This window comes from Actinomadura sp. ATCC 39365 (assembly GCF_054392275.1).
This window is the reverse complement of record NZ_CP184335.1, coordinates 9,832,497-9,852,746: the sequence shown is the minus strand read 5'-3', so window position 1 is coordinate 9,852,746 and position 20,250 is coordinate 9,832,497. Positions and strand designations below refer to the sequence as shown.

Here is a 20,250-nt window from a genome sequence, read left to right as displayed (position 1 = left end):
TCGAAGGTCAAGGCTTGGCTCTGGCAACCGTTTGCAAGGAGGACGGCCATGACGGTGACGATCAAAGACGTCGCCCGCGCCTGCGGCGTGCACGTGTCGACCGTCTCGCGCACGTTCTCGGCGCCGCACCTGGTCAATCCTGCCACGCGCAACCGGGTGCTGGCCGCCGCCGACGACCTCGGCTACCGGCCCAACAGGGCGGCCAGGGCGCTGACGACCGGGCGCACGTTCAACCTCGGCCTCATCGTCGCCGACATCGCCAACCCCTTCTTCCCGCCGCTGATCAAGGCCGCGCAGGCGCAGGCGCGAGGGCGCGACTACCACGTCTTCGTGGCCGACACCGACGAGGATCCGCGGGTCGAGGAGGAGCTGATCCGCACGTTCGCCAAGCAGGTGGACGGCGTGCTGCTGTGCAGCCCCCGGCTGTCCAACCGGATGATCGAACGCCTGGCCGAGGACGTGCCGTTCGTGCTGGTCAACCGGCGGATCAAGGGCATGCCCGCGGTGCTGATGGACGTCGGCAAGGGCGCCAGGCTCGCGCTGGAGCACCTGGCCGGGCTCGGCCACCGCAGGATCGCCCTGCTGTCCGGCCCGCCCGGCTCGTGGACCAGCAACGAGATGCAGGCCGCCGCGGCCGAGATGCCGGGCCTCGACCTGCTCTTCTTCGGCCCCAACCAGCCCACCGGGTCCGGCGGCCTGGCGGTGGCGCCGGAGGTGGCCGCCTGCGGGGCGACCGGCGTGCTGGCCTACAACGACCTCGTCGCGCTCGGCCTCATCGAAGGGCTCACCGCGATGGACATCGAGGTGCCGGGCCGGATCAGCGTGATCGGGTTCGACGACATCCTGCCGGGACGGCTCGGCCGGCCCAAGCTCACCACGGTGACGATGCCCGCCGCGGTGGCCGGGCGGATGGCGGTCGACCTGCTGCTGCAGTCAGAGGGCGAGGGCGCGGTGATCAACCTGGACACCGACCTCATCGTCCGCGAGTCCACGGGAAGGGCCCACTCATGATCTTCGGAACGCTGCCGTCGGGTGAGACCGTCGAGCGCGTGGAGCTGTCGTCAGGACGGCTGCGCGCCGAGGTGCTGACCTACGGCGCCGTCCTGCGCTCGCTGGAGGTCTCCGGCCGCGACGTCGTGCTCGGCCTGGACACGCTGGCGGACTACCGCACCCGCAGCCGCTACTTCGGCGCCGTGGTCGGCCGCTACGGCAACCGCATCGCCGGCGGCCGCTTCACCCTCGACGGCCGCGAGCACCGCCTGCCGGTCAACAACGGCCCCAACAGCCTGCACGGCGGCACCGAAGGCTTCGACAGCAAGGTGTGGACGATCACCGCCCGCACCCCCGCCTCCGTCACCCTCGAACTGACCAGCCCCGACGGCGACCAGGGCTACCCCGGCACGCTCACCGCCGCGGTCACCTACACCCTGGAGGACGACGCCCTCCGCCTCGACTACGCCGCCGAGACCGACGCGCCGACCGTGCTCAACCTCACCAACCACTCCTACTTCAACCTGGCCGGCGGCGGCGACGTGCTGGGCCACGTGGTCAGGCTGGACGCCGCCCACTACCTCCCCGTGGACGACGGCAAGATCCCAACCGGGGAGCTCGCCCCGGTCAAGGGCACCCCCTTCGACTTCACCGAGCCGCACGCGGCGGGCGAGCGGATGGGCGGCGCCTACGACCACTGCTACGTGCTCGACGGCGACATCGAGGTCAGCGCGGGCGGCCTGACCATGTGGGTGACCACCACCGAGCCGGCCGTGCAGTTCTACACGGGCGGCATGCTCGACGGGGTGGCCACGCCGTACGGGCCCTTCGCCGGGTTGTGCCTGGAGACCCAGCACTTCCCCGACTCGCCGAACCAGCCGCACTTCCCCTCCACCGTGCTGCGGCCCGGCGAGCGCCACACCTCCTCGACCACCTACCGCTTCACGCCCTGACCCCGCGCAGCTCCGTCGCGGCCTTGATGACCAGCAGCGCCACGTCGTCCTGCGACGGCTCCTGGGCGAACGTCTCGACCGCGTGCCGCACGCGTTCGGCCACCGCGTGGGCGCTCAGGCCGCGGCAGGTGGACAGCAGCGCCGACAGGCCGTCGTCGTCGTCGAGCAGCCGGTCGCCGTCGCGCCGCTCGGTCACGCCGTCGGTGACGCACAGCAGCACCTCCTCCGGCGCCAGCTCGAACGTCTCGACGTAGAACCTGGCGCCGGCCTCGACGCCGAGCAGCAGCTGCGGCGCGGCCACCGTGTCGACCACGCCGTCGGCGCGCAGCAGCAGCGGCGGCGGGTGCCCGGCGGACGCGATGGTGCACAGTGCGCCGCCCTGGGGCAGCGGGATCAGCTCGCCGCACAGCAGGCTCAGGAAACGGCCGTCGTCGCCCTCCTCCAGCAGGGCCTGGTTGAGCCGGTCGAGGATGTCGGCCACCGTGTAGTGCTCCTTGGCCAGCAGCCGGACGGCGTGCCGGGCCAGGCCGGTCACCGCGGCCGCCTCGGGGCCGCTGCCGCACACGTCGCCGAGGGCGAAGCACCAGTGGTCGGAGACGGTGAACAGGTCGTAGAAGTCGCCGCCCACGTCGGCGCCCTCCTCGGCCGGCTCGTAGACGACCGCCGACTCCAGGCCGGGCATGGGGGCCACGCGCATGGGCAGCAGGCTGCGCTGCAACACCCGGGAGGTGGTCGCCTGGCGGGCGTACAGCATGGCGGTGTGCAGGTTGAGCGCGACCAGCCGGCACAGGTCGGCCAGCAGGTCGGCCAGCTCCAGCGGCAGGGTCGGCTCGGCGCGGCCGATCACCAGCGCGCCGTGCGACCTGCCCTGCGTGAGCAGCGGGAACGACAGCACGGTCTCGGGGCCGACCGGCCAGCTCACCTCGTTGAGCGCGGTGCGCGGGATCGCCGGCAGCGACCTGCGCAGGTTGGCGTTGTAACGCTCCTCGCTGTGCCAGACGTGGGCGAGCCTGGTCATGCCCGCCAGATCGGTCAGGTAGACCGCCGCCCACGTCGCGATCTTGGGCACGACGAGCTGCGCGGTCAGCGCGGCGATCAGCTCCTCGTCGTGCACCCCGGCCAGCAGCTCGCCCGCCTCGGCCAGGAAGGACAGCCGGCCCCGGTGGGCGCGCTCGCGCTCGGCCAGCCGCTCGCGCTGCACCGGCACGGCCACCTGGTCGGCGATGTGCTGCAGGCTGACCGTGAGCTCCTGGTCGAAGCGGCCCGGCTGAGCCGCGGTCACCACGATGTAGCCGGTCACCTCGCCGCCCACGCTCATCGGTGCGCACGCCAGCGACCTGGCCCGCAGCTGCTGGGCCAGCTCGACGTCGCCGGCCAGCAGGTCGTCGATCATCGACGGTGTCCTGCCGTCGGGGCCGAACACGCCCGCGGCCAGCACCCCGACCAGCCCCGCCGTCGCGCCCGCGCCCGCCGCCACGCCGAACCGGTCGCCGCCCTCGGCGGCCAGCAGCACGTACGCCGCGTCGCCGCCGCTGCTGGTCTGGACGATCCGCGCGATGGTGTCCAGCAGCTCCGCGAACGGCATGTCCCGGTCGAGCAGGTCCTTGATCCGCCGCCCGGCCTCCCTGCGCAGCGGCGCGGCCGGCGGCGTCAGCACGTAGCGGTGGTCGCCGGCCACCATCATCCAGACCGACCGCCGGTCGTCCCGGCCGCCGCGGCTGCGCACGTGGGAGACGTAGACGGGGATCAGCCGGCCGTCGAGGTGGCGCATGCGCGCCTCGCCCCGCCAGCGGCCCAGGGACAGGGTGCCGGCCAGGGACATCGCGTACGGGCCGTGGCCGCGCCAGGCCACCAGGTCGGCCAGCGGCCTGCCGACGGTCTGCTCGCACGTCCAGCCCAGCAGGTGCTCGGCCTCGGAGTTCCACGACAGCACGGTGCCGTCGCCGTCGGCGAGCAGCACCCCGACGTGCAGGCCCTCGATGGGCGCGGCCACGGTGGCGGGCGCCAGGCCCGGTGTGCCGACCATGACCTCCTGGTGGTCGGGCCCGTCGGTCAGCTCCATGCGGACCCACACCCGTTTGGCGGTCCTGGTGTAGGTGACGCCCCAGGCGTCGGCCAGCATGGCGGCCAGCGCCAGCCCGCGCCCGGACGTGCGCGCGGGGTCGGTGGACATGGCCTCGGGGGTCGGGACCGTCCTGCCGGGCCGGTGGTCGTCGACCTCGATCTCCAGCCTGGCCGGGCTCGCCGCGACGTCGAGGCGGCAGGTCAGCTCGATGCCGGTGCCCGCGTGCAGCACGGCGTTGGTGACGAGCTCGCTGGTCAGCAGCACCGCGTCCTCCGTCAGGTGGCTGAGGCGCCACTCGCCGAGCACCTGGCGGATGAAGCGGCGCGCGTGCGCCGGGGCGTGCGGAGTGCCGTCGAAGGCTGTGCTCGACACTCTGGTCGTGTCCACTGTGCGTCCTAGAACATCACTCGTTGTGGCAGTTCGGTCACAGTCAGAGTGTCAGATGGGTGCCGTTGATACCTCCGGTTGTGAAGAAGGTGCTCCCGGCTGGCGCACGTCCCGGAGAAGGCCGACCAACGGCGCCGCGGCGGCCGTCACGACCGCGCAGGCCAGGAAGAGCAGGAAGTAGTTGGGGCCGGGGGCGAAGGGGTCGCTGCCGACGCCGAGCAGCACCGGCGCGAGCGCGGGCGCGACCGCCGACGGCAGGTGCCTGGCCATCGCGAACGCGCCCAGGAAGCGCCCGGCCTCGCGCTCGTCGGGCAGCACCTGGGTCACCATGCCGAGGTCCACCGCGTAGTAGACGCCGGTCGCCGCCCCCGAGACCACGGCGACCAGCACCACGACGGCCACGCTCGCGGTCGCCGCCTTGAACAGCAGCATGGCGGCCAGGATCACGGTTGCCCACAGGACGAACGGCCGCCCCCTGCCGATCCTGGCCGCCCAGCGCCCGCCGAGGTAGGCCAGCAGGCCGGACAGCAGCGTGCTGACGATCGTCGTCAGGCGCGGGCAGCACCAGCAGCGCCGAGGCCAGGCTGCGCACGCTCACCGGCCGCCGCCGGGCCGGATCGAGCCGCCGGTCCGGCAGCGCCACCCACAGCACGAGCGCGGCGGCCACGGCCAGCGCCCCGCACACCGCGAACGCCGTGACCAGCGAGCCCTTGAACACCTGGGCGACCACCATCGCGGGCACGACGCCCACGATGTTGCACATCGAGAACACCCCGGCCACCCGCGTCCGGCGCTCGGCCGGGAACTGGTCCACGACCGTGGCGGTCAGGCCGGCCACCATGGCCTGGTAGCCGCAGACGGCGACGATCCAGCCCAGCGCGACGAGGGGGACGGAACCGGCCGTCGCGAGCAGGAGCAGGCCGGCCAGGCCGGTGAGCGAGCCGCCGAGGATCCAGGGGCGGCGCATGCCGTACCGGCCGGCGGTCCGGTCCGACAGGTGGCCAGAGACCGGGTTGGCGATCACGGTGGCCACCCCGCCGAGGGCGGTGACCAGGCCGAGCGTGGTCTCCTTGCCCGCCGGGGCGATCTCCTGGATCTTCAGCCCCAGCCCGAGGACGAGCGGCAGCGCGCCGGCGGCGGCGTAGCAGAGCTCGGCCAGCCCGATGGCGGCGACCAGGCCGCGGCGCGCGCGTACCGGCTGCTGGGTGAGCGTCATGGCAGCAGGGCGGCGCGCAGCCGCTGGATCCGGGCGGCGGTGAGGCCGTGGGCGAGCAGGAACTTCTCGGCGCCGCCGAGTTCGTCCAGGGTGGTCAGGAACGTGCGCATCGCGCTCTCGGGCGCGTCGAGCAACGCGGCCGGCACGCCCCCGGCCGCCCCAAGGGCCTCGGACAGGCCGAGCAGGTCGAGGATCAGGGCGACGACCATGCCGGTCCGGTCCTTGCCGGCCGCGCAGTGCACGAGCGCGGGCAGCCCGTCGGCGATCTCGGCGACCACCTCGGCGAACCAGGCGGCCCGGTGGCGGAGGAGGGCGGCGTACAGGTCGCCGAGGTCCAGGTCGGCGGGCAGAGCCGCAGGCCGGCGACCAGCCGGGCGTCCTCGGGGGTGAGCGTGTGCGGTTGCGCCGAGCGGTAGAGCACGCCCGGACGCAGGGAGGTCGCGGTGGCGACGTCCCGGAGGTTCAGGAGGGGCATGGGTCATATATATGAGTGGACGGTCCGCGGGAAGGCTGCCCGCACGTGGCCGGAGGATGAACCCTGCGGCACCTTTAAGGTGTTCACGTGCCACGACAAGCCCGCTACCGGGAGATCGCCCAAGTCCTCGGCAGGTCCATCGAGTCGGGCGAGCTGGCGCCGGGCGAGCGCCTGCCGACCGAGGACGCGCTGGCCGAGCGCTACGGCGTCCACCGGCTGACCGCCCGCCAGGCGATGGTGGAGCTGCGCAAGGCCGGCCTGGTCGAGACCCGGCAGGGGCTCGGGAGCTTCGTCAGGCGGGCGCCGCGCCGCATCGAGGTCTCCGTCGACTCCGAGACGCGCCGGCATCGTCCTTCGGACATCGCGGGCATGGCGGGCGTGTTCGGCGGCGGCGAGCGGGTCGTGGAGCGCGCGGAGGTGGCGCATGCCGTGGCGGCCGGGCACCTGCGGCTGCCCGGCGGCGTCGTGCACGAGATCACCACCCTGCTCCGCAACGCCGAGCGGCCCTGCGTGCTCAGCCGCTACCGCCTGGCCCCCGAGCTGGCCGGGCTGCGCCTCGACGCCAAGGCGGGCGTGCTCGCCTCGCTGGAGGCGGCCGGCCACGCCTACCGCTACGCCTGGCACGCCATCTCGGCCGAGCCCGCCGACCTGCACGACCAGAGCATGCTGGAGATGCAGGCGGGCGAGGCGGTGCTGGTGCGGGAGGGGCTGCTCACGCACGACGGGCAGCCCCTGTGCCATGTCGAGCGGCGCTGCCGCGGCGACATGATCTCGTTCGTCACCCGATATGACTGAGCAGGACCTCGGTGTCCAGCTCGTAGACCGGCGGCGCGGCCGACAGCGGCACGAGCGTGGCGAGCGCCCCTGACGGGCCGAGGTCCACGCGGGTGAACGCCTGCAGCGGCAGCGCCCGCGTGCGACCCGCCGGGGGCATGGTGTCGGCGGCGTAGGCGCTGCCGGGGCCCACCCATACCGGGATTCCGGCCAGCGTGCCGGCGCTCGCGCTGTGCGTGTGACCGGCCAGCACGAGCCGCACGTCCGTCCCTGCCAGCACGCGGGCCAGCCGTTCGGGTTCGCGCAGGCCGATGCCGTCCATGAGGGGCAGCACGCTGGGGATCGGCGGGTGGTGCAGCACCAGCACGCTGCCGTCGGGCGCGGGCGTGGCGAGCGTGTCCGCCAGCCAGGCGAGCTGGTCGTCGTCGAGCTCACCGTGGTGGCGGCCGGGCGCGGAGGTGTCCAGTGCGACCAGCCGCAGGCCGCCCGCCATCGTGACGGCGTCCCAGGGGCCCTCCACTGCGCGCGGGCGGGCGGCGGCGTTCAGCCCGGCCAGGCCCGCGCGGAAGGCGGCGCGCTCGTCGTGGTTGCCCATGGCGGTCACGACGACCGCGCCGAGCGCGCGTGCGGCCTCCCCGACCACCTCCGCCGGCAGCCGGTACGAGGCCAGGTCCCCCGACAGGACGACGGCGGAGACGTCCAGCGCGGCCCGCAGGGCCCCCACCGGGTCCGCCGAGCCGTGCAGCGGCCCCTCCGGTACGACGTGGACGTCGGTGTGATGGATCAGCGTGTACGTCATGACTGTGACGATGCACGGCGCTACTGAACGTGATCAGTCATCTATGTGAGTAGAGTAGGACATTTCGGGCGCACGGCGCGTCTCCGCGCGTGCGACGCCGTCTCCGACGTACCTTTGGCATCATGGCCACCCGTACGCCGAAAAGCGCATCGAAGGGGCCGGCGAAGCGGTCGACCTCGCCTCGATCGACCCCCGCGAAGCGGCCGGCCACGGCGGCGGGGCGACCGAGGGCGAAGGCCGCGAGCTCCGGCCGCAAGTCCTCCGTGACCCATCCCGACCCGATCAGCTGGGTCTTCACGATGATCGGCAAGCTGATCGTCGGGCTGTGGATGCTGCTCGCCAACGGCATCGGCAGCACCGCCCGCGCGCTCGGCAAGAACGCCCGCGAGCTCGACCCCGCACACCGGCGCGACGGCGTGGGCCTGTCGGTGCTGGCCGGCGCGATCGTGCTGGCCGCGATGACCTGGCGCAACGCCGAGGGCACGGTCTCCGGCGTCGTGAACACCGTCGTGCACGCCGTGTTCGGCTCGCTGGCCTGGGCGCTGCCGCTGCTGCTCGGCCTGCTGGCCTGGCGCTACCTGCGCCACCCCGACCAGAACGCCGACACCGGCCGCATGGTCATCGGGTGGAGCGCGCTCATGGTCGGCGTGCTCGGCGTCATCCACGTGGCCAACGACACCCCCTACCCGGCGGGCCAGGGGCAGGGCATGGACAAGGTGTCGGCCGCCGGGGGCATGATCGGGTTCATCGTGTCGGCGCCGCCGATGAGCATCCTGCCGTCCTGGATCACGATCCCGCTGCTGCTGCTCCTGTCCGGGTTCGGCGTGCTGGTGATCACCGCCACGCCCGTCCACCGCATCCCCGAGCGGCTGTCGGAGCTGCGGCACATGTTGTTCGAGCGGCACGCCGAGCCGCTCGCGCCGCGCGAGCCCGCCAAGCGCCGGCCGCGGACCAAGAAGGCGGACGTCGAGGGCGCCGAGACGGTCAAGCCGTACGACACACCGGTCCTCGCCGAGAAGGACAAGCTGGCCGACCACTCGCCGGAGATCGTGCCGGGGCTCGTCGACGGGCCCGCGGACGAGGAACCGTCCGTGCCGGAGCGCAGGCCGGAGCCGCCGGAGCCCACGCCCGCGCCGCGCAAGGTCGAGCAGCTCGTGCTGTCGCCGCAGGCGGGGCCGTACAGCCTGCCCGACCTGCAGTTCCTCAAGCCCGGCACCGCGCCCAAGCCGCAGACCAAGGCCAACACGACCGTGGTCAACGCGCTGACCAGCGTGCTGGAGCAGTTCACCATCGACGCGCAGGTGATCGGCTTCACCCGCGGCCCGACGGTCACCCGCTACGAGATCGAGCTGGGCCCGGCGGTCAAGGTGGAGAAGGTCACCGCCCTCACCAAGAACATCGCCTACGCCGTCAAGTCGGCCGACGTCCGGATCCTGTCCCCGATCCCCGGCAAGTCGGCGATCGGCGTCGAGATCCCCAACGCCGACAAGGACCTGGTCGCGCTCGGCGACGTGCTGCGCTCGCAGGTGGCCCAGGCCGACCACCACCCGATGATCGTGGGCCTGGGCAAGGACGTCGAGGGACGTACCATCGTCGCGAACCTCGCCAAGATGCCCCACCTGCTCATCGCGGGCGCGACCGGCGCCGGCAAGTCGGTCTGCGTCAACGGCCTCATCACCAGCATCCTCATGCGCTCCACCCCCGACGAGGTGCGCATGGTGCTGGTCGACCCCAAGCGCGTCGAGCTCAGCGTCTACGAGGGCATCCCGCACCTCATCACGCCCATCATCACCAACCCCAAGAAGGCCGCGGAGGCCCTGGAATGGGTCGTGGGCGAGATGGACCGCCGCTACGACGACCTGGCCGCCAGCGGCTTCCGGCACGTCGACGAGTTCAACAAGGCCGTGCGTGCGGGCAAGCTGGTGCCGCCGCCGGGCAGCGAGCGGGTCTACCAGCCGTACCCGTACCTGCTGGTGATCGTGGACGAGCTGGCCGACCTCATGATGGTGGCCCCGCGCGACGTCGAGGACTCGATCGTGCGCATCACGCAGCTCGCCCGCGCGGCCGGCATCCACCTGGTGATCGCCACCCAGCGGCCCTCGGTCGACGTCGTCACCGGCCTGATCAAGGCCAACGTGCCGTCCAGGCTGGCCTTCGCGGTGTCGTCGCTGACCGACTCGCGGGTCATCCTCGACCAGCCGGGCGCCGACAAGCTGGTCGGCCAGGGTGACGCGCTGTTCCTGCCGATGGGCGCGAGCAAGCCCATCCGGATCCAGAACGCGTACGTCTCGGAGAAGGAGATCGCCGAGATCGTCGCGCACTGCAAGGAGCAGATGCAGGTCGAGTACCGCGACGACGTGGCCGCCGCGCCGGTCAAGCGGGAGATCGACGAGGAGATCGGCGACGACCTCGACCTGCTGATCCAGGCCGCCGAGCTGATCGTGACCACCCAGTTCGGCTCGACCTCGATGTTGCAGCGCAAGCTGCGCGTCGGCTTCGCCAAGGCCGGACGCCTGATGGACCTGCTGGAGAGCCGCAACGTGGTGGGCCCCAGCGAAGGCTCCAAGGCCCGCGAAGTGCTGGTGAAACCGGACGATCTGCCCGGGTTGCTGGCCGACCTGCGTGGCGAATGACCCCAATGCACAGGTCCACGGCGATAACTGATTGAATATGAACCACTACGCACTGTCGTGGTGGGGAGGCGTTCGCTGTGCAGGAACAGAGCATCGGGGCCATGCTGGCAGCGGCCAGGCAGGCGGCGGGAATGACGGTCGCGCAGGTCAGCGCGGCGACCCGGATCCGAGAAACGATCATCAACCGGATGGAGCAGGAAGACTACGACCAGTGCGGGGGGGCGTTCTACGCCCGCGGTCACGTCAAGGCCATAGCCAAGGTCGTCGGGCTCGATCCCGAGGCGATGGTCCACCTGTTCGACCAGCAACACGGCGGGGCGCCGCAGCCCGTCCGCGCCGCAGCCGTGTTCCAGGCCGACCGCACGCTCGCCCTGCGCGAGCGCCGGGGCCCCAACTGGACGATGGCGCTCGGCGTGGCGCTGGCCGTCGTGGTGGTGTTCGGCACGGTGCGGGTGCTCGGCGGCGCGAGCGACCAGGTGCGCACGGCCGACGTGCACGCCATCACGCCCAAGCCCAGCGTGCCGCCGAACACGCCCATCACCGAGGGGCCCCGCGCCGCGGCGGCCAAGGGCAAGCCGGGCAAGAACATGGTCACCCTGAAGATCAAGGCCAGGCGTACGTCGTACGTCAACGTGCGCGACGGTCAGGGCCGGATGCTCTTCGCCGGGATGTTGAAGGCCGGAGACAGCTCGACCTGGCAGGCCGCCGAGAAGGTCAGCCTGCTCCTCGGTGACGCCGGAGCGGTGTCCTTGCAGGTCAACGGCAAGAAGGTGGACAAACTCGGGGGCCGGGGGGAGATGGTGAGCCGCTCGTTCGGCCTCGACGCGACGCCTCCGCGGTAGTCCGGCGGGGAGGCCGTGCATCAGGTGGTGGCCAACTCCCGATACCGTAGTGTTCACCATGTCATCCCGCCGAACCGCATCGCTGATCACCCTGGGCTGCGCGCGCAACGAGGTCGACTCCGAGGAGCTGGCCGCGCGACTCGAGGCTGCCGGCTGGCAGCTGGGCGACGACGACCCCGACGTCGTCGTCGTCAACACGTGTGGCTTCATTGACTCGGCCAAGAAAGACTCCATCGACACGCTGCTCGCCGCCGCCGACTCCGGGGCGAAGGTGGTGGCCGCGGGTTGCATGGCCGAGCGCTACGGCAACGAGCTGGCCGAGGCACTGCCCGAGGCGAGCGCCGTCATCTCCTTCGACGACTACACCGAGATCGGCGGCCGGCTCGACGACGTGCTGGCCGGGCGCCCGCTCAAGCCGCACACGCCGCGCGACCGCCGCACGCTGCTGCCCATCTCGCCGGTCGAGCGCGGCAGCGCGCCCAAGACCGGCATCCCGGGCCACGGCGAGCTGCCCGACGGGCTGGCGCCCGCCAGCGGCCCGCGCGTGCTGCGCAAGCGCCTCGACGAGAGCCCGGTCGCCTCGCTCAAGCTGGCCTCGGGCTGCGACCGGCGCTGCACGTTCTGCGCCATCCCGGCCTTCCGCGGGGCCTACGTCTCGCGCAACCCCGACGAGCTGCTCGCCGAGGCCGACTGGCTGGCTCATCGCGGCGTGCGCGAGCTCGTCCTGGTCTCGGAGAACTCCACCTCCTACGGCAAGGACCTGGGCGACCTGCGGGCGCTGGAGAAGCTGCTGCCGCAGCTCGCCGCCGTGCCGGGCATCGACCGGGTGCGGGTCAGCTACCTGCAGCCCGCCGAGCTGCGGCCGGGGCTGATCGACGTCATCACCGCCACCGAGGGCGTGGCCGACTACTTCGACCTGTCCTTCCAGCACGCCAGCGGGGGCGTCCTGCGCCGGATGCGCCGTTTCGGCGACCCCGAGCGTTTCCTCGGCCTCCTGGAGAGCGTGCGCAAGGGCGCTCCCGAGGCGGGCGTGCGCTCCAACTTCATCGTGGGCTTCCCGGGCGAGACCGAGGAGGAGTTCGGCGAGCTGGTCGGCTTCCTGGAGCAGGCCAGGCTCGACGTGATCGGCGTGTTCGGCTACTCCGACGAAGACGGCACGGAGGCGGCCAACCTGCCGGGCAAGCTCGACCAGGAGGTCATCGACGAGCGCGTGCGCGTGCTCACCGAGCTGGCGGAGGAGCTGACCGCCCAGCGCGCGGAGGAGCGCATCGGCACGGAGGTCGACGTTCTCATCGACGACGACCTGGGAGACGGCGGCTACGAGGGCCGGGCCGCCCACCAGGGCCCGGAGGTCGACGGCTCGGTGACGGTCCAGGGCATCGGCCTGGTCAAGGGACAGATCGTGCGCGCGGTCGTGGTCGACGCCGAGGGGGTTGACCTGATCGCGCGCATCAAGGCCAGTCCATGACCAGGGACGAGCGCCGCGTGGTAAGCCCGTGGAACATCGCCAACGTCCTCACGGTCCTCCGGTTGGCGCTCGTCCCCTTCTTCGTCGCATGCCTGTTCCTGCCCGGCACCGGCTGGCGGCTGGCCGCCCTGGGGGTGTTCGGGGTCGCCTCGATCACCGACCACCTCGACGGCGAGCTGGCCCGCCGCTACGGGCTGATCACCGATTTCGGCAAGATCGCCGACCCGATCGCCGACAAGGCGCTCACCGGGGCGGCGCTGGTGTGCCTGTCGATCCTCGACGAGCTGCCGTGGTGGGTCACCATCGTGATCCTGGGCCGCGAGCTGGGCATCACCCTGCTCCGGCTGGTCCTGCTGCGGCACGCGGTCATCCCGGCCAGCTACGGCGGCAAGGTCAAGACCGTGCTGCAGATCGCCGCCATCGTGCTCTACATCCTGCCCGGGGTGCCCGACCCGCTGCGCTGGGTGGTGATGGGTGCGGCCCTGGTCGTGACCGTCGCGACGGGCGTCGACTATCTCGTACGGGCGGTCAAGCTGCGCCAGGTCGCCAGACGGGCGCGTGGGGAGTGATCTGAGCGATGGCGGACGTGGCCGAGGTTCTGGCCCTGCTGGTGCGGCACGACGCCACCGTGGCGGTGGCCGAGTCGCTGACCGGCGGGCTCATCGGGGCCGCGTTCACGTCGGTCCCGGGGGCGTCCAAGGCGTACCGGGGCGGGGTGATCTCCTACGCCACCGATCTCAAGCGCGATCTGCTGGGCGTGCCCGGCGAGCTGCTGCGGCGCGAGGGGGCCGTGCATCCCGAGGTGGCCGCGGCGATGGCCGAGGGCGTCGCCCGGGTGTGCGGGGCGGCGTACGGGCTGGCCGTGACGGGTGTGGCCGGCCCCGAGCCGCAGGACGGAAAGCCCGTGGGCCTGGTGTACGCCGCGGTCCACGGCCCCGGCGGGGAGAACCTGGTGCGTGAGTTGAGCCTTGAGGGGTCGCGCGAACGTATCCGGGTAAGGACGGTGGACGAGGCAGTCGATCTCCTTGCAGGTGTGCTGAAGGCCAACAAAGGGGAACATTCCGGATGATTACCGTGTTACGTCCCGAGCGAACATGCGAAGCACGGTCTGACGCGGTGTCGGTGGATACGGGTACGGTGGAGCTGTGAGTGAGGTCCGTGAGCCAACTGCAAGCACCGAGCGCCCGGCAGGCGGGCCTGATGAGTCGCGCGACCAGGCACGAGCGGCAGACCCGGGGAGGCGACGCCCCATGATGACGGCGAGGAGTATGTACGAAGCCAAGAAGACCAATGTGCGGCACGATCCGATCGCGCGGGGCGTGGTGAAGACATCCACGCCGGGGAGGGAGCGACAGATGATTCTGCTGCGTCAGCTGCTCGGTGACGTGCTGAGGCGGTTGCGGGTGCGTCAGGGGCGCACGCTACGCGAGGTGTCCACGCTGGCGCGTGTCTCGCTCGGTTATCTTTCCGAGGTCGAGCGTGGCCAGAAGGAAGCCTCGTCCGAGCTGCTCGCGTCCATTTGCGGTGCCCTCGGAGTGCCGCTCTCGCAGGTGTTGCGTGAGGTTTCCGACCAGTTCGCGCTGGCGGAGCTCCAGGCCGCGCCTGTTCTGGCCGACATGCCCGAGCACGAGCGCCTGCCCCTTGCCGAGACGGTTCCCGGTTCGATCGGCGACACCGTGTTCCCCGAGGTCAAGGACATGGTGGCGGCCTAACGCGGCTGGCAGCCACCACACCACAGGATCAGCCTTTCCTGTGGCTGTGCCCCCATCTCCCCGCGGCTGATGCGCGTGCCGCATCGGCGACAGGGTCTCCCTGCCCTGCCGTAGACCCAGGTCTGGTTCGCCGGGCGGCGATCACCTGTCGTCACCGTGCCGCCATGCCCCTTGTTGGCCTCCAGCAGCCGGTGGGCCAGCGTGACGAGCCCTTCGAGATCCTCGATCTCCCCGACCTTCTTCCACGGCCAGACCCCGCGCAGGAACAGGGTCTCGGCGCGATAGATCGTGCCGATCCCCGCCAGGTTGCGCTGATCGAGCAGCGCTTCGCCGATCGTCCTGTCCGGTGCCGCTCGTAGCCTTCGCACGGCCTCGCCCGGATCCCAGTCGGCGCCCAGCAGGTCAGGCCCCAGGTGCCCCACCAGCCGCTCCTCGTCGGCGGTCGTGACCAGGTCGACCATGCCGAGCTTGATCCCCACCGCCTGCCACTCCTCGTTGGCCAGGATCAGCCGCACCTGGTCGCCGCCGGCCGTGCGCCGCCCCGCGGGCATGACCCGCCAGCTTCCGTCCATGCGCAGGTGGGTGTGCACGGTCAGGCCGCCCTCGACCCGGGTCAGCAGATGTTTGCCCCTGGAGACCGTGGTGAGCACCGCACGGCCGCTCAGGTCCGCCGTGGCGTGCCGCGGGACGCGGAAGTCCGATCTGGTCAGCACGCGGCCGTCGAGCGCGCCACGCAGGCGCGCCGCGGTGCGGTAGACGGCGTCTCCCTCGGGCATCCCTCCAGTCTAGGTACCCGCCTCCCGGCCGGGGCGGCGGCGGCCACGGGCCCGAGGGCGCCCGCCATGCCCGCCGCCATGCCCGGCCAGAGGGTCAGTCCCAGGCGGCGGGGTCGGCGGCGAGCTGGCGGACGCGCTCGGGAAGGCTGCCCGTGGCGACCTGTTCGAGCGTGACCTCCTCCAGGATGGCGCGCTCGGTGGCGCGCAACGCGATCCACACCTGCTGCAACGACTCGGCCGGACCTCGGTAGCCGACATGTTCCGGACGTTCGCCGCGCACGTTGGCCAGCGGCCCGTCCACGGCCCTGATCACGTCGGCGAGCGAGATGTTCGCGGCGGGCCGGGCCAGCACGTAGCCGCCCTCGGGACCCCGCTGGCCGCGCACGAGGCCGGCGCGGCGCATCTGGAGCAGGATGTTCTCCAGGTATTTGGGAGGCATGTCCTGTTCCTTGGCGAGCTCACCCACGGTAGTCGGACCCGCGCCGGCTGCGGCGAGTTCAGCGGCGGCACGGAGGGCGTAGTCGACACGAGCGGAAAGGCGCATGTTCTCGATTATCCCTCCTGGTCAACACTGGTTAGGCGCAAGGTCGTCAGAACGGGCAGGTGATCCGAATACGGCAACCGCGGCGCCTGCGCAGAAATCGCGGTCAACCCCTCGGTGAGCAGCACGTGGTCGATGCGCTCCTTGGGGGCGTCGGCGGGCGAGGTCGGCGGGTCCCCGAACGCGGTCAGCGGGTCGCTCAGCCCGGCCGCCTTCAGCACCTCCATGGCCGGATCGGTGGGCCGGGTGTTGAGGTCGCCCGCCAGGATCACCGGCCGCCTCACCTGCTCCCCGGCTCCGGCGGCGCGGTGCCCGGCCTCGTCGGCGTCCCGGCCGGCGGCCAGGGCGCGGGCGATCGCGGCGACCTCGGGCGCCTGGCCCTCGGGGGCCTGCAGATGGGTGTTGACGATGCCCACCTCCTTGCCTCCCACCTCCAGGACGACCGTCTGGGCCTGCGCGCCCGTGGGGTAGTCGTGGGCGCCCAGAGGGTGGGAGTGCACCTGCTTGACCGGGAGGTTGGTGAGCAGCGCGTCGCCCCACACCTGGTCGGCGGCGGGCGCGAAGTGGTAGCGCATGCCGAGGCCGCGGGCGATCCTGGCCAGGTCGTCGTGGCCGCCGTTGAGCAGCCAGCCGCGGTCCACCTCGCTGAGCAGCACGACGTCGGGCTTCTGGGCGGCGGCCCACGCCGCGATCTTGTCGAGCGACAGGCGGCCGTCCAGTCCGTAGCCCATGCGGATGTTGTAGGCGATCAGGGTGAAGGTGTCGCCCTGCTTGGCCCGTACGGGCGGCGCGGACGGCGCCCCGAGCGTCAGGAGCCCCACCAGCAGGACGGCGACGGGCACCGGCAACCAGCCGATGCGGACCGGCGCGCCCGGCCGCGGCGAGTGCCGGACCAGGGCCGTGACCACGCTGAGGGCGGCCACCAGCACCGCCACCGCCACGAGGACCAGGCCGTTGGGGAAGCCGAGGTTCATGTCGTAGGCCGCGTAGTAGACGAACAGCCCGACGAAGAAGACCAGCCCGCCGCCGAGCACGGCCACTCCCGGACGTCGTCCGGCGGGGCGGTCCGGCCTCGCGGTCCCGGCGAGCAGGGGGCCGAGCCAGCCGATCAGCAGCACGGTGACGTAGGACGCCGACAGGGCGAGCGCCGCCGCGGAGGCCACCAGCAGAACCCCGAGGATGACGTCGAAGACCGGCGACAGCGGCGGGTGGGCGGCCTGCACCACGACCATGACCAGGACGACGGCGAGCAGGCCGGTGCCCGCCAGCACCACCCACAGGTCGGTAGGGCTCTGCTCGGGTTTGGCCCAGCCCGTGGCGGCCACGCCGGTCAGCAACATCGCCGGGCCGAGCAGGAACCACGTCAGCGTGGGCGCGCGGTCCACCTCGGCGGCCGGCGGGCGGAGGAGGCTCAGGAAGGCGGCGCAGACCGAGAGCACCGCCAGCCACGGGACCAGGCCGTCACGCCAGACCAGATCCACGCCGTCCAGCAGCAGATGGACGATCAGCGACAGGCTCAGGCCGCCCATGACGCCGACGGGCACCGCCCGGCGCGGGACGGCGTGGGTGCAGCCGTACAGGAAGACCAGGCCCGCGGTGACGCCGGCCGAGGCGACATAGAGCTGGCTCACGCCCGCCTGCAGCAGGATCCTGGCGAGGACCAGCGCCGCGGCGCCGCCGAGCAGAGCGTGGCGCGGCTTGGCTAACAGCGCCAGGAAAGGCAGGATGAACCAGGCGGCGGCGTAGAGACCCATCAGCTCCGGCGGCGTCTCGCCCGCCCGGCCGAACAGGGTGATCAACGACGGGAGGAAGACTCTCAACACGTCCAGCAGCAGCACGAGGCCGAGCGCGAGCATGATCGCCGGGCCGCGGGGGATGGTCATGAGGCATCCTCGTGTTCGGCTCCGATGATATGCAAGAGCTGGGGCGCTAAACTTCCAACAACCTTTTCGAATTGACGGTGGGAATCAGCGTGGAGCGTCGTCCTGGTGTGCCCAGACTTCTCCGGGAGATCAACGATCGGGCCGCACTGGAGCTGTTGCTGGCCACCGGCCCCATGACGAGGGGGCAGATCGGCGACCTGACCGGTCTGTCCAAGGTCACCGCCTCCCAGACGCTCGCGCGGCTGGAGGAGCGCGGCCTGGTCGAGGTGGTGGGCGCGCAGGCGGGCGGCAGGGGGCCGAACGCGGCGCTCTACTCGGTCATCCCCTCCAGCGCGTACGTGGCCGGTCTGGAGGTCGGGCCCGAGCTCATCTCCACCGCCGTCGCCGACATCCACGGCCGCACGATCGCCGAGGTCACCGTCGATCCCGGCGGCCACGACGACCCGGTGGCCGCCGTGCACGGCGCGATCGTCAAGGCGTGCCGCAGCGCCAAGGTCAGCCTGGCCAAGCTGCGCGGCGTGGTGATCGGCACCCCGGGCGTGGTCGATCCGCGCAGCGGCGACGTGCGCTTCTCCTTCGACCTGCCGGGCTGGCACGAGGGCATCCACGAGGCGCTCGCCGGCGACCTGCGGCGCGAGGTGACGATCGAGAACGACGTGAACCTGGCCGCCATCGCCGAGTACGCCGACGGCGCAGCCAAGGGCGTCGACGACTTCGTGCTGGTGTGGGCGAGCCGGGGCCTCGGCATGGCGGTCATGCTGGGCGGCAAGCTCCACCGGGGGCGTTCGGGCAGCGCGGGGGAGATCGGCTACCTGCCGGTGCCCGGCGTGCCGCTGCCGGAGGACATCCGCACCAAGCCGGGTCGCCTGCCGTCGCTGGCGGGCGGTCTGCAGTCGCTGGTGAGCGCCGAGGCGGTGGCCGAGCTGGCCCGTGGCTACGGTTTCGCGGCCGAGAGCGCCGGCGAGTGCGTCGAGGTCGCGGTGGCGGCCGGGTCCCGCGGTGAGCCGATGCTCGACGAGATCGCCCACCGGCTGGCGCTGGGCGTGGCGGCGGTCTGCGTGATCCTCGACCCGGGGCTGGTCGTGCTGGCCGGGGAGGTGGGCCACGCCGGGGGATCCGCGCTGACCTCCAGGGTGGAGGAGGCCGTGGCGCGGATCTGCCCGGTGCGGCCGCAGGTGGTCACCACGGCGGTCGCCCACGCCAACCCGGTGTTGCGCGGCGCGGTGCTGGCCGCCCTGGACCAGGCGCGCGAGGAGCTCCTCGCGCCCTGATCCGGCGGGCCGTGGCCGCCCGTCTCAGGCGGTGATCAGTTCCACGGCGGCCTGGGCGTTGGCCCTGGCCGCCCCGTACGTGGCGATGTAGGCGGCGCTGTCGGGCCGCCAGACGGGCAGGCCCATCTCGATCACCGTCGTGTCCTGGCGGGCCGCCACCAGAGCGGAGACCAGTTCCTGGCTCGCCTGGTAGCGGTGGGCGTCCTTCACCACGATGACCAGTGACCGGTTCGCGGCCTTGGCCAGCAGGGCGGGGACGTCGGCGGCCGCGGGCTCGACGCGGACGATCTCGGCGTCCGGCAGCCATGGGCCCACACCCCATGGCACGTTCCCCACGGCGATCGTGGGCGGGGTGTCCACCTCGATCACCAGGGGTTCCACCAGGGGTTCCGTCTCGCCGGTCAGCTGCACGGCGCGGCGGGCGGCGTGCAGGCCGACCCCGTTCTGCTCGGCCGCGATCACCTCGGGCGTGCCGAACCAGGCCCGCAGCGCCCCCACGCGGTCGGCCGCCTCCTCCAGCCTGGCGGCCGGCAGGCGGCCCTCGGTCACCGCGGCCACGATCTCCCCGATGACCCGCTGGACGTCGTCCTCGCCGGGGATCGGGCCGAGGCAGATCAGGTCCGCCCCGGCCGCGAGCGTGAGCACGGCGCCGTTGGCCAGGCCGACGCTCTTGGTGATCGCGTGCATGTCCAGCGCGTCCGTGATCACCACGCCGTCGTAGCCGAGCTCGCCCCTGAGGAGCCCGGTCAGAGCGGCGGGTGACAGGGTGGCCGGAGTGTCCCCGGTCACCACCGGAACCGCCACGTGGGCGGTCATCACGGTCTTGGCGCCGGCCTCGATGGCCGCCCGGAACGGCGCGAGCTCGCGGGCGCGCAGCACGTCCAGGCCGACGTCCACGACGGGCACGGCCAGGTGGGAGTCCACCCGGGTGGCGCCGTGGCCGGGGAAGTGCTTGACGCAGGCGGCCACGTTCACCGACTGCAGCCCGTTGACCGCCGCGACCGTGTGCCTGGCCACCAGCGCCGGGTCGGCGCCGAAGGACCTGGTCCCGATCACCGGGTTGTCGGCCTCGGTGTTGACGTCCGCGCTCGGCGCGAGGTCCAGGTTGATGCCGCACGCGGCCAGCTCCGACCCGATCGCCGCGTAGACCCGGCAGGTCAGGTCCACGTCGTCGACCGCCCCCAGCGCCGCGTTCCCCGGGTACGGGCTGCCGACGTGGTAGGCCAGCCTGGTGACGTCCCCGCCCTCCTCGTCGAGCGAGATGACGGGCTCGGCCGAGGCGCGCAACGTCGTGGTGAGCGACCTGACCTGGTCGGGCCCGGCGACGTTGAACCCGAAGAGCGTCACGCCGCCCAGGCCGTTGTCCAGCTCACGCAGCACCCAGTCGGGCGCCGTGGTGCCCTGGAAGGCGACGAGCAGCGTGCCGGCCGCGAGGCGACGCAGCCCCCGATCACTCTGACTCATG

18 protein-coding genes and 1 pseudogene are annotated in these 20,250 nt (G+C 72.4%); 10 read left to right on the top strand and 9 right to left on the bottom strand.

Features of this window, described 5'->3' with window-relative positions; translation table 11 throughout:
• Positions 1 to 48: 48 nt before the first annotated feature.
• Positions 49 to 1,011: a LacI family DNA-binding transcriptional regulator gene (locus ACNF49_RS47090; RefSeq protein WP_357985719.1), complete on the top strand. Its 963-nt coding sequence runs from the start codon at positions 49 to 51 to the stop codon at positions 1,009 to 1,011.
• Positions 1,008 to 1,943, top strand: coding sequence for an aldose epimerase family protein (locus ACNF49_RS47085; protein WP_482941777.1), 936 nt, complete (start codon positions 1,008 to 1,010; stop codon positions 1,941 to 1,943). The genes ACNF49_RS47090 and ACNF49_RS47085 overlap by 4 nt, the downstream gene beginning before the upstream one ends.
• On the opposite strand, the gene ACNF49_RS47080 is transcribed toward ACNF49_RS47085, so the two are convergent.
• The 4 genes and pseudogenes from ACNF49_RS47080 to ACNF49_RS47065 all read right to left on the bottom strand — a co-directional run bounded on the left by ACNF49_RS47080 (position 1,933) and on the right by ACNF49_RS47065 (position 6,093).
• A complete protein-coding gene (locus ACNF49_RS47080; protein ID WP_482941776.1) occupies positions 1,933 to 4,395 on the bottom strand; it encodes a SpoIIE family protein phosphatase in 2,463 nt (820 codons plus the stop codon). The two genes, ACNF49_RS47085 and ACNF49_RS47080, sit on opposite strands and share 11 nt — an antisense overlap.
• Before the next feature lie 51 nt (positions 4,396 to 4,446).
• Entirely contained in the window at positions 4,447 to 4,926 is a 480-nt protein-coding gene (locus ACNF49_RS47075; protein WP_498703884.1) for an MFS transporter, read from the bottom strand.
• A 124-nt stretch (positions 4,927 to 5,050) separates the two neighbouring features.
• Positions 5,051 to 5,611, bottom strand: a pseudogene (locus ACNF49_RS47070) (MFS transporter); the annotation flags it as partial.
• Entirely contained in the window at positions 5,608 to 6,093 is a 486-nt protein-coding gene (locus ACNF49_RS47065; RefSeq protein WP_482941775.1) for a tyrosine-protein phosphatase, read from the bottom strand. The pseudogene ACNF49_RS47070 and the gene ACNF49_RS47065, both read right to left, overlap by 4 nt.
• An 80-nt stretch (positions 6,094 to 6,173) precedes the next feature.
• On the opposite strand from ACNF49_RS47065, the gene ACNF49_RS47060 reads away from it, so the two are divergent.
• Positions 6,174 to 6,881: a GntR family transcriptional regulator gene (locus tag ACNF49_RS47060; RefSeq protein WP_482941774.1), complete on the top strand. Its 708-nt coding sequence runs from the start codon at positions 6,174 to 6,176 to the stop codon at positions 6,879 to 6,881.
• Here ACNF49_RS47060 and ACNF49_RS47055 read toward each other — a convergent pair.
• A complete protein-coding gene (locus ACNF49_RS47055; protein ID WP_482941773.1) occupies positions 6,865 to 7,659 on the bottom strand; it encodes a metallophosphoesterase in 795 nt (264 codons plus the stop codon). The genes ACNF49_RS47060 and ACNF49_RS47055 overlap by 17 nt on opposite strands.
• Positions 7,660 to 7,781: 122 nt before the next feature.
• Between ACNF49_RS47055 and ACNF49_RS47050 the strand changes: the two genes are divergently transcribed.
• From ACNF49_RS47050 to ACNF49_RS47025, 6 genes are all read left to right on the top strand, one after another.
• Entirely contained in the window at positions 7,782 to 10,292 is a 2,511-nt protein-coding gene (locus tag ACNF49_RS47050; RefSeq protein ID WP_482941772.1) for a DNA translocase FtsK, read from the top strand.
• Positions 10,293 to 10,369: 77 nt separating this feature from the next.
• Positions 10,370 to 11,134, top strand: a complete 765-nt coding sequence (locus ACNF49_RS47045) for a helix-turn-helix domain-containing protein (protein ID WP_357985702.1) — start codon at positions 10,370 to 10,372, stop codon at positions 11,132 to 11,134.
• Positions 11,135 to 11,192: 58 nt separating this feature from the next.
• On the top strand, positions 11,193 to 12,602 hold the full coding sequence (rimO, locus tag ACNF49_RS47040; RefSeq protein WP_352323163.1) for a 30S ribosomal protein S12 methylthiotransferase RimO: 1,410 nt from the start codon (positions 11,193 to 11,195) through the stop codon (positions 12,600 to 12,602).
• Positions 12,599 to 13,171, top strand: a complete 573-nt coding sequence (gene pgsA / locus ACNF49_RS47035) for a CDP-diacylglycerol--glycerol-3-phosphate 3-phosphatidyltransferase (protein ID WP_357985696.1) — start codon at positions 12,599 to 12,601, stop codon at positions 13,169 to 13,171. The genes rimO and pgsA overlap by 4 nt, the downstream gene beginning before the upstream one ends.
• Before the next feature lie 8 nt (positions 13,172 to 13,179).
• On the top strand, positions 13,180 to 13,671 hold the full coding sequence (locus ACNF49_RS47030) for a CinA family protein (RefSeq protein WP_357985693.1): 492 nt from the start codon (positions 13,180 to 13,182) through the stop codon (positions 13,669 to 13,671).
• A gap of 286 nt (positions 13,672 to 13,957) precedes the next feature.
• The gene (locus ACNF49_RS47025) at positions 13,958 to 14,314 is read left to right on the top strand and encodes a helix-turn-helix domain-containing protein (protein WP_352323171.1); all 357 of its coding nucleotides are present in this window, start codon (positions 13,958 to 13,960) and stop codon (positions 14,312 to 14,314) included.
• Here ACNF49_RS47025 and ACNF49_RS47020 read toward each other — a convergent pair.
• The 3 genes from ACNF49_RS47020 to ACNF49_RS47010 form a co-directional block, all read right to left on the bottom strand.
• Positions 14,311 to 15,090: a DNA-formamidopyrimidine glycosylase family protein gene (locus tag ACNF49_RS47020; protein WP_482941771.1), complete on the bottom strand. Its 780-nt coding sequence runs from the start codon at positions 15,088 to 15,090 to the stop codon at positions 14,311 to 14,313. The genes ACNF49_RS47025 and ACNF49_RS47020 overlap by 4 nt on opposite strands.
• Positions 15,091 to 15,184: 94 nt before the next feature.
• On the bottom strand, positions 15,185 to 15,634 hold the full coding sequence (locus ACNF49_RS47015) for an RrF2 family transcriptional regulator (protein WP_352323159.1): 450 nt from the start codon (positions 15,632 to 15,634) through the stop codon (positions 15,185 to 15,187).
• A gap of 8 nt (positions 15,635 to 15,642) precedes the next feature.
• A complete protein-coding gene (locus ACNF49_RS47010; RefSeq protein WP_482941770.1) occupies positions 15,643 to 17,514 on the bottom strand; it encodes an endonuclease/exonuclease/phosphatase family protein in 1,872 nt (623 codons plus the stop codon).
• 89 nt (positions 17,515 to 17,603) lie between these two features.
• On the opposite strand from ACNF49_RS47010, the gene ACNF49_RS47005 reads away from it, so the two are divergent.
• Positions 17,604 to 18,785, top strand: a complete 1,182-nt coding sequence (locus ACNF49_RS47005; RefSeq protein WP_357985683.1) for an ROK family transcriptional regulator — start codon at positions 17,604 to 17,606, stop codon at positions 18,783 to 18,785.
• A 24-nt stretch (positions 18,786 to 18,809) separates the two neighbouring features.
• Here ACNF49_RS47005 and ACNF49_RS47000 read toward each other — a convergent pair whose 3' ends face one another.
• Positions 18,810 to 20,249: a glycoside hydrolase family 3 protein gene (locus ACNF49_RS47000; protein ID WP_482941769.1), complete on the bottom strand. Its 1,440-nt coding sequence runs from the start codon at positions 20,247 to 20,249 to the stop codon at positions 18,810 to 18,812.
• Position 20,250: the final 1 nt, after the last annotated feature.

Bases quoted from the DNA above. Each gene is read 5' to 3' on its own strand.
- ACNF49_RS47090 (WP_357985719.1), top strand. From the start codon at position 49: ATGACGGTGACGATCAAAGACGTCGCCCGCGCCTGCGGCGTGCACGTG.
- ACNF49_RS47085 (WP_482941777.1), top strand. From the start codon at position 1,008: ATGATCTTCGGAACGCTGCCGTCGGGTGAGACCGTCGAGCGCGTGGAG.
- ACNF49_RS47065 (WP_482941775.1), bottom strand. From the start codon at position 6,093: ATGACCCATGCCCCTCCTGAACCTCCGGGACGTCGCCACCGCGACCTC.
- ACNF49_RS47055 (WP_482941773.1), bottom strand. From the start codon at position 7,659: ATGACGTACACGCTGATCCATCACACCGACGTCCACGTCGTACCGGAG.
- ACNF49_RS47050 (WP_482941772.1), top strand. From the start codon at position 7,782: ATGGCCACCCGTACGCCGAAAAGCGCATCGAAGGGGCCGGCGAAGCGG.
- rimO (WP_352323163.1), top strand. From the start codon at position 11,193: ATGTCATCCCGCCGAACCGCATCGCTGATCACCCTGGGCTGCGCGCGC.
- pgsA (WP_357985696.1), top strand. From the start codon at position 12,599: ATGACCAGGGACGAGCGCCGCGTGGTAAGCCCGTGGAACATCGCCAAC.
- ACNF49_RS47030 (WP_357985693.1), top strand. From the start codon at position 13,180: ATGGCGGACGTGGCCGAGGTTCTGGCCCTGCTGGTGCGGCACGACGCC.
- ACNF49_RS47025 (WP_352323171.1), top strand. From the start codon at position 13,958: ATGATTCTGCTGCGTCAGCTGCTCGGTGACGTGCTGAGGCGGTTGCGG.
- ACNF49_RS47020 (WP_482941771.1), bottom strand. From the start codon at position 15,090: ATGCCCGAGGGAGACGCCGTCTACCGCACCGCGGCGCGCCTGCGTGGC.
- ACNF49_RS47015 (WP_352323159.1), bottom strand. From the start codon at position 15,634: ATGCGCCTTTCCGCTCGTGTCGACTACGCCCTCCGTGCCGCCGCTGAA.
- ACNF49_RS47010 (WP_482941770.1), bottom strand. From the start codon at position 17,514: ATGACCATCCCCCGCGGCCCGGCGATCATGCTCGCGCTCGGCCTCGTG.
- ACNF49_RS47000 (WP_482941769.1), bottom strand. From the start codon at position 20,249: ATGAGTCAGAGTGATCGGGGGCTGCGTCGCCTCGCGGCCGGCACGCTG.